Below are 12,890 nucleotides of genomic sequence, written 5' to 3'. Positions count from 1 at the left end.
ATTGAATTTTAAAAACATAAAAAATGTACGGAAAAATTAAAGACTATTTACAGTCAGAATTACAAACAATAGAAGACAATGGAATCTTCAAATCAGAGCGCATTATCACCTCACCACAAGATGCAGAAATAACCATTTCGACAGGAGAAACGGTTTTAAATTTTTGTGCCAATAATTATCTTGGCTTGTCATCCCATCCAGAAGTTGTTCAGGCTGCAAAAGACGCTCTTGATACGCATGGTTTTGGAATGTCATCGGTGCGTTTTATTTGTGGGACACAAGACATTCATAAAACTTTGGAAAAAAAGATTTCTGAGTTTTATGGCACAGAAGATACCATTCTTTATGCGGCCGCTTTTGATGCAAACGGAGGTGTTTTTGAACCCTTATTAGGAGATCAGGATTGTATTATTTCGGATAGTTTAAATCATGCCTCTATTATAGATGGTGTTCGTTTGTGTAAAGCGACGCGATATCGCTATGAAAATAGCAATATGGGAGACCTGGAAAAGCAGCTGATTAAGGCTACAGAAGCCGGTACCCGTTTCAAATTAATTGTTACGGATGGTGTTTTCTCCATGGATGGCGTTGTAGCTCCGTTGGATAAAATTTGTGATTTGGCCGATAAACATGACGCAATGGTTATGGTTGATGAATGCCATGCTGCTGGATTTATTGGTGCTACCGGAAAAGGGACACTTGAGTTAAAAGGAGTCATGGGAAGAGTAGATATTATTACAGGAACCTTAGGAAAAGCACTTGGTGGCGCCATGGGCGGGTATACGACCGCTAAAAAAGAAATTATCGAAATATTACGTCAACGTTCCAGACCGTATTTATTTTCAAATTCCTTAGCACCAGCAATCGTTGGAGCTTCCATTAAGGTTTTTGAACTCTTAGAAAAAGATACAACACTTAGAGACAAACTAGAATGGAATACTAATTATTTTAGAGATGGGATTAAAAAAGCAGGTTTTGATATCATTGATGGGGATTCTGCAATAGTACCGGTGATGTTATATGATGCAAAATTGTCTCAAACTATGGCAAATGAATTATTAAAAAGAGGAATTTATGTAATAGGCTTCTTTTTTCCAGTAGTTCCTAAAGATAAAGCAAGAATTAGAGTACAACTTTCTGCGGCACATACAAAAGCGCATTTAGATCAGGCAATAAATGCCTTTGTAGCGGTAGGAAAAGAGTTAAATGTTATATAATTCGCACTTTTAGCCTTGTTTGTAGGTTTTTTTTAACATAATATTTTGTAGTTTAAAAATTACGTCCTATTTTTGCTTGTAATTAACTAAATTGTAATTAAAAAAATTAAGTATGAAACATCTTAACAAAATTTTAGTTGCTGCGATGATGGTGATGGGTTTAAGTTCTCACGCACAAGACAGTAACAACCCATGGGCAATCTCTTTTGGAGCAAATGCCGTAGACACTAGAACTAGTGCTGGTGGAGGAAATAATTGGCTAGACCGTCATTTTTCGCAACCTTTTGACGCGAAAACAAACTGGAACGTCCTACCTTCTGTATCGTATTTAAGTGTCTCAAAATACGTAGGAGATAATTTCTCTTTTGGTCTTACTGGATCTGTAAACAAAATTGATAAGTTTGTAACTTTTGCTCCAGGTGCTGTAGGTCATGACTCCAGAGGATATCTTGTCACTAATCCTGGTGATTTAATGTATTATGGTGTTGATGCTACGATAAGATACAGCTTCATGAATTTAATTAAATCTAAAGTTATAGACCCATCTCTTTCTATTGGTGGTGGATATACATTCTTTGGAGACAGTAGTTTTGGAACTTTAAACCCAGGTGCTGGTTTAACTTTATGGTTTTCCGAAAATGTTGGTTTCGAACTTGCAACTAGATACAAAAAATCTTTTGGTGATAGAGTAGATGTTTCTAGAACTCCTGATGCTCCATCTCATTTTCAACACTCTGCTGGTATTATCTTCAAATTTGGTGGAAAAGATACAGATGGTGATGGAATATATGACAAAGATGATGCTTGTCCAGAAGTTGCTGGTTTAAAAGAATTCAACGGATGTCCTGATACAGATGGAGACGGAATTCAAGACAGTGAAGATGAGTGTCCAAATGAAGCTGGTCCTAAAGAATTAAAAGGATGTCCTGATACAGATGGAGACGGTGTTGCTGATAAAGATGACAAATGTCCTACAGTTGCAGGTCCTAAAGAAAACGGTGGATGCCCATGGCCAGATACTGATGGAGATGGTGTTCTAGACAAAGATGATGAGTGCCCTACTATTGCTGGCCCAGCTAGCAACAAAGGATGTCCTGAAGTAACTACTGAAGCTTTAGACAATCTTAAAATTCAAGCTAGAGCAGTTTACTTTAATTCTGGTAAAGCAACTTTCAAAACTGGAGATGTTCCAGCTAGATTAGATGCAATGGCAGAAATCCTAAAAAATTATCCAAATGCTAAATTTAGCATTGAAGGACATACAGATAGCGATGGTTCAGATGAATACAACCAAAAACTTTCTGAAGATAGAGCTAGTATCGTTAAAGAAGCTATGATCGAAAGAGGAATAAAAGCTGAAAACTTAAATACTGTTGGTTTTGGCGAAAGCACTCCAGTTGAAACAAATAAAACTGCTGCAGGTAAAGCTAAAAACAGAAGAACTGAATTGTTATTGCAAAAATAATATTGTTCAAAAATTTTTAGAAAACGCCTCGATAAATCGAGGCGTTTTTTTTATTTTTATAAAATGACAAATACTTCTTTTCTAGATAAAATAGCTTCGGTTTTAATCGCAAAATACGCTGACACTCTTTCCAATACGATTGTTGTTTTACCAAACAAACGAGCTAAAATATTCCTGATTGAAGCCTTAAAGAAACAAGTCGCAACCAACATAATTTCACCCGAAATTATAAGTATTGAGGATTTTGTTCAAAACATAGCTGGTATCCGCACTATAGATCCTATCGAATTATTATTCGAATTCTATGAAGTGTATTTATCTATTACCGCGACAGCAAATCAACAATCCTTTGAATTATTTGCCAATTGGGCCAAAACACTCCTGCAGGACTTCAATGAAATTGACCGCTATTTACTAGATCCATCCCATGTTCTTTCCTATCTGAAAGACATTGAAGACATCAAAAAATGGGGAATTGAAGTAGAAAACAAAACGGCATTATTAGAAAAATATATTGATTTTTGGAAACTACTGCCCAACTATTATCAATCATTGTACGCTCATTTACTGAACAAGGGAATCGGCTATCAAGGATTAATCTATCGTGAAGCAGTGCATAACATAAATCATTTTTCGAATTCCCTACATGACAAAAAATTCGTCTTTGCGGGTTTTAATGCATTGAATGCAGCCGAAGAAAAAATAATCCAACACCTCATCGCTTCTGATCAAGCCAAAATATATTGGGACGCAGACCAAACCTTTCTCAATGATCCCTATCATGATGCTGGTTTATTTGTAAGGCGTTTTAAAGAAAATTGGAAACATTATAAATTACATCCGTTTGAATGGATTGTAAATGATTTTTCTCAAACTAAAAACATTCAGGTCATTGGCACACCCAAAACAATTGGTCAAGCCAAAATAGCCGGGAGTATTATCGAGAATATCATCAATGAATCACAAAGCCTAGGGACTGATGGAACGCTAGATAAAGTTGCTGTGGTTCTGGGCGAAGAAAATCTTTTGGTACCGCTTTTATATTCATTACCCTCAAGTGTTGGCGCTTTGAATATTACGATGGGATATTCCAGCAAGAACAATCCAGCTCAGATTTTGACTGCTAAATTATTCAAAATGCACACAAATGCATTGTCCAGAAATGCTAAAAGCTATGTCTTATACTACAAAGATATCTTAGATATTTTAACCCACCCTTTGGTGGAACCATACGCAAAAACCAGCGCGCTAGTCCAAACCATTAACCAAAATAATTATACTTTTATTACGCATCATAAATTGATGGAATTGAATGGAATTCCAAGTGAAATATTTCTTTTATTATTCCAAAAATGGGAAAAGGGTTCGATTCCAGTTTTAGAGACCATTTCAAAATTATTGCAAACCATCAAAGGAAATTTAAGCAACGACAACGAAGAAGAAAAAATCACCAAAGCTTTTGTTTTTGCTATTTTTAAAGTCATTAACAAACTAATTAATTATTATTCAAAGCACGAACATATCGATAAAATCGAAACTCTTTATGCCATTTACAAACAAGTTATTGATTTGGCCGAGGTTTCATTTGAAGGAGAACCGCTCAATGGTTTGCAAATTATGGGCGTTTTAGAAAGCCGTGTATTAGATTTTGAAACCGTTATTGTCACTTCGATGAATGAAGGGAAATTCCCGGCCGGAAAATCGCAAAATTCGTTTATCCCCTATGATGTAAAACGCGAATTGGGCTTGCCCACATTCAAAGAAAAAGATGCAATTTACACCTATCATTTCTATCATCTATTACAAAGAGCAAAGAACATTTATTTAATTTATAATACCGAGAGTGAAGGATTGGATGCCGGAGAAAAAAGCAGATTCATCACGCAACTGGAAGTCGAAAAACAAAAAAATCATACGCTGACTCACGAAATTTATAATGCCGTGCTACCCGAAACAGCGTATCAGCCTATGGTGATTCCAAAATCAGAACGTGTTATGCTGCGATTGAAAGAAATAGCCGAAAAAGGGTTTTCTCCATCGGCGATGACGAGTTATATCCGGAATCCAATTCAGTTTTATTTCCAGAAGATTTTACGCATCAGCGAAGTAGAAGAAGTAGAGGAAAATATTGCCTTGAATACCTTGGGAACTATTATCCACGAAACTTTGAAAGTTTTATACGAACCTTTCATTGATAAATTTATATCAGAAAGTGATATTCTAAATTGTTTCAAACAAATAGATACAGAGGTTTTGAAACAATTCAAATTGGTGTACAAAGAAGGTGAAATCAAAAAGGGTAGAAATTTGCTGGCATTTGAAGTCGCCAAGCGCAATGTTTCCAATTTCCTGAAAGTGGAACTGGAAAGTATCAAGAATGGTGATGCAATAAAAATTATAGCTTTGGAACAAACATTCGAGCGAATTATAAATCATCCTAATTTGCCTTTTCCGGTATTGATAAAAGGAAATGTAGACCGGATTGAAGAGCGCAACGGAATCATTCGAATTATCGATTATAAAACCGGAAAAGTAGAAAAAGCAAGCGTTACACTGAAATCATGGAAAGGACTTACTGAAGATATTAAAAGCGACAAAATCATTCAGGTGCTGGCGTATGCTTATATGTATGAGCATGACGCTAAAGGAAAACCAATTGAAGCAGGAATAATTTCTTTTAAGAATTTAAAAGCAGGTTTTCTTGCGTTTAATTTTAAAGAAATCAACGAAATAAATGCAATTATAAATGAAGAAATATTAGGTAATTATTTAGAGCAAATGGTTCTTTTATTAAGCGAAATTTTAGATGAAAACATTCCTTTTGAAGAAAAACTAATTTAAACAAAATTCCCAATCAGAAAACTAGCCAATATCTTCGAATTTTACAAAAGCACCTTAACAATTAACATGTCAATAAGCACTTTAGCATGGGTTTTTGGCGGATTTGAAACCTTCAAATACGCCCTTATTATTTTTGGTTTCTTCATTAGCCTTTTGATAAAAGAAGTGAATGCTAAAAACGAATATCTGTTTTATTACAACAACGGAATCTCTAAATTGCATCTATTCATTTATGGTTTTCTGATGAATTTTGTTTTTTCGCTAATGCTGATTTTAGTCATTAATGTAGTATTGAAATTCGTATGACTAAAAATATTTTAGAAATAGATAGTATCCAAAAACAATATGAGGGGAAAAGTATAGTTTCTGATGTGTATTTGAGATGTGAAACTGCTGATATTATTGGGGTTTTAGGAAGAAATGGTTCCGGGAAATCGACCTTGTTAAAAATCATTTTCGGAATTGTAACTGCTGATTTTAAATTTGTTCGGGTAGATGGCGTCGTGAAATCAAAAACTAGTGATTTGCTAAACGAAATCAGTTATTTGTCTCAAGATAATTTTATTCCAAATTCATTTTCGATAAAAAAGACTATTCAATTGGCTATTGCCAAAGATAAATTACAGGATTTTTATGCTGACGATATGATTCAATCGATGATAGAGAAAAAAATAAAACATTTATCTGGCGGAGAATTACGGTATTTAGAAATTAAATTAATCCTGAATAATGCATCGAAATTTGCTTTACTAGACGAACCACACAATGGCTTATCACCCATAATGATTGAAAAAATTAATGAATTAATCACTGCAATGTCCAGCACAAAAGGCATTATTATCACGGATCATAATTATGAAAATGTGATAAAAGTCTCCACAAAACTGGCGTTGATGAAAGAAGGAAAAATGTACCATTTAAAAGACAAAAGCGAATTGGTGGAAAAAGGGTATTTGAAACCTGGAATGAATTAGATGCTTTTGAAAAAAGCTAATAATACGTTCAACAATTCGTCTTGGTTTTCAATGTGACTCATGTGTCCGTCCGGAAAAGTCACCAGTTTCATGGCTGTGCCTTCTATCTGTTCTTTGGTTTCTTCGTAATTTAGAACCGGGTCTTTTTCGCCCAGAATCAAAAGTTTAGGAAAAGGTGCCAAATGCAACAACACTTCTCTGTCTTGTCGTATTTTCATTCCTTCCAGTGAGGCAACGATTCCCTGAAGGGGTGTTTTTAAAGCTTCCTTCTTTACGCTTTCAATTACTGATAAAAGGCGCTCTCTGTTGTTTTCACTGAATAAATTTGCAATAGAAAGTGAGATGAAATTGACAAAAGATTGTTTTACTGCTTTTATAGCCCGATCTCTATTTGTTTTTCGTTCCTCGCTGTCGGCTCTTGCGGTCGAGTTTAATAAAACCAATCCTTTTATCGTGTCCGGATACAATTCGGCGAAAGCCAAAGCTACATAACCGCCCATAGAATGCCCTACAAAAATGGCTTTACGGATGCGTAGTTCCGATAAAACAGCGTGCACAGCATCAGCATTATCCTCCATCGTTTGCACGTAACTCAAACATTCCGTTTCGCCATGTCCCAATAAATCAATGGTGATGATGCGGTTTTTTTTAGCAAACTCCGGAATATAAAAATCCCACATGCCTTTATTTTCCAAGAAACCGTGAAGTAAGACAATAGCGGTTCCCTTCCCGGTATCGGAATAGGAGATGTTGGTATTTTTAAAGAGAATTTGTTTCAAGGTTTTTTGTTTAAAGTACTAGATTCAGCTAATTAATGTAACTTTATAAAAAAGACATTTCCGCCCTTTCGTTCAAATGCAACAAATGTTATTTATTTGCGCCTGACAAAACTTAAAAATAAGGAGCCCCGTAATCCGCGAACAAAGATACATAATCAGTGTACTATTTAGAACTAACTATAAAAAGCAAAATAGCAATTTTAGATTGAGACAAATCTGTCATAACCCAATAAGTAAAGTGCAATTGTAATTTATGTATTGAAAATCAATTCTTTACCGTGTTTTTAACAAAAAATCCGTCTGTTGATTGAACCAGACGGATTTTTAATACGTAATGAGAACGTTTTATTATTCTATTTCAGAAACTCTCAGGGTGTTTACCATCCCCTTTTCCTTAATAGGCATTGCTGCTAAATTGATAAGGAAATCTCCTTTTTGTACAAAGCCTTTTTGTTTTACAATTTCATTTATGTCCGTTACGGTATCATCTGTGCTTACATCTTTAGTGTACATGAAAGATTTTACACCCCATAATAAATTAAGCTGAGTAAGGATTCTCTTATTTGAGGTAAACACTAAAATGTGTGCATTTGGTCTCCATGCAGAAATTTGAAATGCGGTATACCCACTATTTGTCAAAGTACAAATTGCTTTTGCTTTGATTATATTAGCCATGGAGGCAGCGTGGTGACAAATTGTTTTAGTGATAAATCGTTTTGTTTTTATCTGTGGCGTATTTTGTGGCACTTGGATTAGCGGTGAATCTTCTACAGCTTCAATGATTTGAGTCATTTTTTGAATTACCTGAACCGGATAATTTCCAGTTGCTGTTTCTCCCGAAAGCATTACGGCATCAGCACCATCCATAACGGAGTTAGCAACATCATTAACTTCGGCACGAGTTGGTGTAAGAGACGTAATCATTGTTTCCATCATTTGCGTGGCAACAATAACTGGAATTCTAGCCGTTTTGGCTCTGCGAATAAGTTCTTTTTGAACTAACGGTACTTCATGAGCAGGAAGTTCTACTCCTAAATCTCCGCGGGCAACCATCAGACCATCACAATAAGCAACAATTTTGTCAATGTTTTCTAGTGCTTCCGGCATTTCGATTTTGGCAATAATTGGAATTTTATGTTCTGAATGTTTGGCGATTAATTCTTGTAATTCTTGTAAATCTTGTGGTGTTTTCACGAAAGATAAGGCAATCCAATCTACATTTTGGCCAATGGCAAAAATGGCATCTGCAATATCTTTTTCGGTCATTGCCGGTAGGGATATTTTTGTATTAGGTAAATTTACCCCTTTTTTTGATTTCAATTCGCCACCTTGAATTACTCTTGCTATAACTTCTGATTTTTTATCCGTCTCCACGATTTCGAAAATGAGTTTACCATCATCAAGCAAAATTCTTTCTCCAGGATTTACATCATTTGGAAAGTTTTGATATTTCATGAATACTTTCTTAGCAGTTCCAAGAATATCTTCGGCAGTTGTAAATGTAATTAGATCCCCATCGTGTACGACGACACCTTCCTCCATAACTCCTACTCGAAGTTTTGGCCCTTGTAAATCGCCAAGAATCGCAGTTGTATAACCAAACTCTTCATTTAAACCTCGTATAAGGCTTATTTTTTCTTTTACATCATTGTAGTCCGCATGCGAGAAGTTCACTCGAAACACATTTACACCAGCTTCGATCATGTCTTTTATGATCTCTCTTGTACTGCATGCAGGCCCAAGTGTGGCTACAATTTTAGTTTTTTTGTTTGTAAGCATTTGTATTAAAAAATTAAATTGTTTTTAGATTTTATTTTATTTGTATCTACTATATAAACAGTAGATATGCTGTTTATGGTATTTAATAGGAGCTGCGTTTGGGACACGTTTATGGCATCTTCGTGATGTTCTATTTTTAAAAAATAATCTACTTTTTTGAATTCAGGAAGTAAAAAGACTTTTGTTGAAACTTCCATGGACACGTTAGAAAATAGATTTTGGTTATTTCCTTTATTATACTGGATGACCTCATTTTTATTTTGAATCAAATTCCAAGAAATACCGCTTTCGATGTCTTCATAATAAAATCTGGAAAAACCTGTTTCTCCTTCTTTAATATTAATTTGAATTTCACTTTTACTTTTACTAAGATTCACAGGCAGCATTTGATTAATAAAAAATGCCAAACGATAGTCCTCTAATGAAGTATGAATCGCAATAAGATAGTAATCTATTTCGTCAAATTCGCCCAGATCAAGTTTAAGAATAGCCATTTCATGAAAAAATAAGATGTAAATATAGTATTTCTATCGAAGTATTGACCGTTCAAAAGGTGATGTTTTTGTTAATTTATAAACGAAAACGATATAGTTTTATGTATATTAAATTATTTTCTGTCCATTTTTTCTTGAAATGCAAAATAAGCGCGTTGGGATGCTTTTTCTTCTGCTTTCTTTTTTGATGTGGCTCTTGCTTTAGCAATCACTTTATTGTCAATGCTAAGTTTTACACCAAACAGACGTTGCCCGTCAATGGCATTGTCCTCAAAAATATCATAATGAAATATTTTTTTTTCTTTTTGACACCATTCTATCACCAGACTTTTGTAGCTGATTACTTTTCCTTCGAGTCTTGCAATATCTACATAAGGCACTACTACTCTTTTTTGAATGAATTTTTCGCAATATACATAACCTCGGTCTAAGTAAATCGCTCCCACCAATGACTCAAAAATATTACCATGGATGTTCTCGCCAAAATGCTGAAGTGGCACTTTGCTTTCTATGTATTGCACTAAATTTAAGTCTTTCCCTAATTCGTTCAAATGCTCCCTACTCACAATTTTAGAACGCATTTTAGTCAAATATCCTTCGTCCCCAGCGGGTGCTTTATTGAATAGATGAGCCGCAATAACGGAGCTTAACATTGCGTCTCCCAAGAATTCTAACCGTTCGTAATTGATTGGATTTCCTAAAATATCAAGGCGATTAGAGGAACGATGGGTGAATGCTTTTTTATAAAAATCAAGATTTAAAGGGGCAAATCCTAAAATTTTCTGAATAGAATCAAAAAAAATCCCGTCTTCTGGAGAACGGGATTTTGAAAATATTTTTCTAATTATACGCATTTATAATTAGATTTCTAATTTTTTTACTAGTACACAAGCATTGTGACCTCCAAAACCGAAAGTATTACTCATCACTACATTCATTTCTCTTTTCTGAGCTTTGTTGAACGTAAAATTTAGTTTAGCGTCGATATTTTCATCATCTGTGAAATGATTTATTGTTGGTGGCACTAGTCCATGTTTTAAGGAAAGTATCGAAGAAATTGTTTCTACTGCTCCGGCTGCGCCAAGTAAATGGCCCGTCATAGATTTAGTCGAATTTAAATTCATCGTGTAAGCATGTTCCCCAAAAACATGAAGTATTGCTTTAGATTCTGCCATGTCACCAAGTGGCGTAGAGGTTCCGTGCATATTCACACCATCTACATCAGTTGCTTGTAAACCGGCATCTCTCAAACAGTTTAACATTACATTTTTAGCGCCTAATCCATCAGGATGCGGTGCCGTAATATGGTAAGCATCAGCTGACATTCCGCCACCGCCAATTTCGCAGTAAATATTTGCTCCACGAGCAATAGCGTGTTCGTATTCTTCTAGGACTAATGCGCCAGCTCCTTCGCCTAAGATAAAACCATCTCGATCTTTATCCATTGGTCTTGAAGCGGTTTTAGGATCGTCATTTCTGGTAGATAAAGCATGCATGGCATTAAAGCCACCCATTCCGGCTATGGTCACCGCAGCTTCAGAGCCTCCGGTTATCATAGCATCAGCATGACCTAATCTTATATAGTTGAAAGCATCAATAATAGCATTTGTAGAAGAAGCACAAGCAGAAACAGTGGTAAAATTTGGACCTCTGAATCCGTATTTTATAGAGATATGTCCTCCTGCGATATCCGAAATCATTTTTGGAATAAAGAAAGGATTAAATTTAGGAGTACCATCACCTGCAGCAAAATTCAACATTTCAATTTGAAAAGTTTCTAATCCTCCAATTCCAGAGCCCCAGATAACACCTACTCTGTCTTTGTCTAATTTTTCAAAATTGAAACCGGCATCTACAACCGCTTCATCAGAGGCAACCATAGCATACTGCGCATAGCGATCCATTTTTCTAGCTTCTTTTCTGTCTAAGAAATCTTCAGCATTAAAATTTTTCAATTCACACGCAAATTGAGTTTTAAATTTTGAAGCATCAAAATAAGTTATTGGTGCTGCTCCACTAACGCCATTAATAAGTCCATTCCAATATTCTTGAATGTTATTTCCAATAGGAGTAAGAGCACCTAAACCTGTTACAACAACTCGTCTTAATACCATAAATTCTTTATTTTTTGTTATCTTTAAACAAATAAAACCCATGCTTTCTTTACTGTATTTTTACAAAAAGAGCCATGGGTATTACAATAAATATCTTTTTGATTGAAATCCAATCTCGAATTTAATTTCAAAATAATAATAACACCCGCTTACAAGATTGTAAACGGGTGCGTATTTATTATTTTTTTGCTTCCTCGATGTAAGAGATTGCTTGACCTACAGTAGCGATGTTTTCTGCTTGATCATCTGGAATTTGAATGTCAAATTCTTTTTCGAATTCCATAATAAGCTCAACAGTGTCTAATGAGTCAGCTCCTAAATCATTAGTGAAGCTTGCTTCTGTTACAACTTCGTTTTCGTCAACACCTAATTTGTCTACGATAATCGCTTTTACTCTTGATGCAATGTCTGACATAATCTTTAATTTTAGAATTTAATTTGTTGGCAAAAATAAAAAACTTTATTTGAAAACAACTATTTAGTTAATAAATGTGACAACTAAATTATGAAATTTATTTTAACAAAGCTGCCACAATGTTATTTATTTTCATTTTTTATCCCTTTTTTTGCATCATTAAAACAAGCTAGGTTATGAAAAAAATTGTCGTTTTTGCTTCTGGATCGGGTACTAATGCTGAAAACATCATAAAGTATTTTGCAAAATCTAAACTTGCAACGGTTCAAGCAGTCTTTGCAAACAGCTCCATCGCCAAGGTGCTTGACAAAGCAAAAAACCATGGTGTTGCAACGAATATTTTTACTAAAGAACAATTTATTGAAGGGGAAGTATTACATAAAATAAATACAATTCAGCCTGATCTGATTGTTTTGGCTGGTTTTTTATTGAAATTCCCTGAAAATATCATCACATCCTATCCGGATAAGATCATAAACATACATCCTGCCTTGTTGCCAAAATATGGTGGTAAAGGAATGTACGGGATGAATATTCACCGAGCCATTGTAGAAAATAATGAAAAAGAAACCGGAATTACCATTCATTATGTTAATGAAAATTATGACGAAGGAAATATTCTTTTTCAAAAAAAAATAATTTTATCAGGGCACGAAACTCCAGAAGAAGTTGCCCAGAAAATTCATGAATTGGAACAAAAGTATTTTCCGGAAGTGATTGAAAGATTATTAACTCATGCGAATCAAGGGTTAAAATGTTAAGTTTATAAAAGCGGAAGCGATTTTTCCGAAGATATGAATCAACAGTCCTTT

General features: G+C 34.8%; 12 protein-coding genes. 6 read left to right on the top strand and 6 right to left on the bottom strand.

The genetic code is table 11. The annotated features are described in order from the left end of the window. The first annotated feature begins 23 nt into the window (after positions 1-23). The 5 genes from kbl (at position 24) to EKL98_RS12140 (ending at position 6,497) form a co-directional block, all read left to right on the top strand. Positions 24-1,217 carry a glycine C-acetyltransferase gene (gene kbl, locus EKL98_RS12160; RefSeq protein ID WP_126562665.1) on the top strand — a complete coding sequence of 398 codons (1,194 nt, stop codon included), beginning with the start codon at positions 24-26 and terminating at the stop codon, positions 1,215-1,217. A gap of 112 nt (positions 1,218-1,329) precedes the next feature. Next, positions 1,330-2,682, top strand: a complete 1,353-nt coding sequence (locus EKL98_RS12155) for an OmpA family protein (RefSeq protein ID WP_126562663.1) — start codon at positions 1,330-1,332, stop codon at positions 2,680-2,682. Positions 2,683-2,745: 63 nt separating this feature from the next. Further along, on the top strand, positions 2,746-5,523 hold the full coding sequence (locus EKL98_RS12150; protein ID WP_126562661.1) for a PD-(D/E)XK nuclease family protein: 2,778 nt from the start codon (positions 2,746-2,748) through the stop codon (positions 5,521-5,523). A gap of 66 nt (positions 5,524-5,589) precedes the next feature. Next, positions 5,590-5,829, top strand: a complete 240-nt coding sequence (locus EKL98_RS12145) for a hypothetical protein (protein WP_126461807.1) — start codon at positions 5,590-5,592, stop codon at positions 5,827-5,829. Beyond that, positions 5,826-6,497, top strand: coding sequence for an ATP-binding cassette domain-containing protein (locus EKL98_RS12140; RefSeq protein WP_126562659.1), 672 nt, complete (start codon positions 5,826-5,828; stop codon positions 6,495-6,497). The genes EKL98_RS12145 and EKL98_RS12140 overlap by 4 nt, the downstream gene beginning before the upstream one ends. Here the strand turns inward: EKL98_RS12140 and EKL98_RS12135 are convergent. The 6 genes from EKL98_RS12135 to EKL98_RS12110 form a co-directional block, all read right to left on the bottom strand. Continuing rightward, a complete protein-coding gene (locus EKL98_RS12135; protein WP_126452739.1) occupies positions 6,494-7,276 on the bottom strand; it encodes an alpha/beta fold hydrolase in 783 nt (260 codons plus the stop codon). The genes EKL98_RS12140 and EKL98_RS12135 overlap by 4 nt on opposite strands. A 348-nt stretch (positions 7,277-7,624) precedes the next feature. Then, entirely contained in the window at positions 7,625-9,055 is a 1,431-nt protein-coding gene (gene pyk / locus EKL98_RS12130; protein WP_126562657.1) for a pyruvate kinase, read from the bottom strand. 5 nt (positions 9,056-9,060) lie between these two features. After that, entirely contained in the window at positions 9,061-9,549 is a 489-nt protein-coding gene (locus EKL98_RS12125; protein WP_126461799.1) for an IPExxxVDY family protein, read from the bottom strand. Positions 9,550-9,662: 113 nt separating this feature from the next. After that, positions 9,663-10,403 (bottom strand): ribonuclease III family protein, encoded by a 741-nt coding sequence (locus tag EKL98_RS12120; RefSeq protein WP_126461796.1) that lies wholly within the window; start codon positions 10,401-10,403, stop codon positions 9,663-9,665. Between the two features lie 6 nt (positions 10,404-10,409). Then, positions 10,410-11,663 (bottom strand): beta-ketoacyl-ACP synthase II, encoded by a 1,254-nt coding sequence (fabF, locus tag EKL98_RS12115; protein ID WP_126562655.1) that lies wholly within the window; start codon positions 11,661-11,663, stop codon positions 10,410-10,412. Between the two features lie 178 nt (positions 11,664-11,841). Continuing rightward, positions 11,842-12,078 (bottom strand): acyl carrier protein, encoded by a 237-nt coding sequence (locus tag EKL98_RS12110; protein WP_007137004.1) that lies wholly within the window; start codon positions 12,076-12,078, stop codon positions 11,842-11,844. Positions 12,079-12,254: 176 nt separating this feature from the next. Between EKL98_RS12110 and purN the strand changes: the two genes are divergently transcribed. Further along, positions 12,255-12,839, top strand: coding sequence for a phosphoribosylglycinamide formyltransferase (gene purN / locus EKL98_RS12105; RefSeq protein ID WP_126562653.1), 585 nt, complete (start codon positions 12,255-12,257; stop codon positions 12,837-12,839). The last annotated feature ends 51 nt before the right edge of the window (positions 12,840-12,890 follow it).

It is taken from the genome of Flavobacterium bomense (assembly GCF_003970355.1).
This window is presented reverse-complemented; position numbering and strand designations above follow the sequence as displayed.

Excerpts from the sequence above, each read along its gene's own strand:
- kbl (WP_126562665.1), top strand. The coding sequence starts at position 24 with ATGTACGGAAAAATTAAAGACTATTTACAGTCAGAATTACAAACAATA.
- EKL98_RS12155 (WP_126562663.1), top strand. The coding sequence starts at position 1,330 with ATGAAACATCTTAACAAAATTTTAGTTGCTGCGATGATGGTGATGGGT.
- EKL98_RS12150 (WP_126562661.1), top strand. The coding sequence starts at position 2,746 with ATGACAAATACTTCTTTTCTAGATAAAATAGCTTCGGTTTTAATCGCA.
- EKL98_RS12145 (WP_126461807.1), top strand. The coding sequence starts at position 5,590 with ATGTCAATAAGCACTTTAGCATGGGTTTTTGGCGGATTTGAAACCTTC.
- EKL98_RS12140 (WP_126562659.1), top strand. The coding sequence starts at position 5,826 with ATGACTAAAAATATTTTAGAAATAGATAGTATCCAAAAACAATATGAG.
- pyk (WP_126562657.1), bottom strand. The coding sequence starts at position 9,055 with ATGCTTACAAACAAAAAAACTAAAATTGTAGCCACACTTGGGCCTGCA.
- EKL98_RS12125 (WP_126461799.1), bottom strand. The coding sequence starts at position 9,549 with ATGGCTATTCTTAAACTTGATCTGGGCGAATTTGACGAAATAGATTAC.
- EKL98_RS12120 (WP_126461796.1), bottom strand. The coding sequence starts at position 10,403 with ATGCGTATAATTAGAAAAATATTTTCAAAATCCCGTTCTCCAGAAGAC.
- fabF (WP_126562655.1), bottom strand. The coding sequence starts at position 11,663 with ATGGTATTAAGACGAGTTGTTGTAACAGGTTTAGGTGCTCTTACTCCT.
- EKL98_RS12110 (WP_007137004.1), bottom strand. The coding sequence starts at position 12,078 with ATGTCAGACATTGCATCAAGAGTAAAAGCGATTATCGTAGACAAATTA.
- purN (WP_126562653.1), top strand. The coding sequence starts at position 12,255 with ATGAAAAAAATTGTCGTTTTTGCTTCTGGATCGGGTACTAATGCTGAA.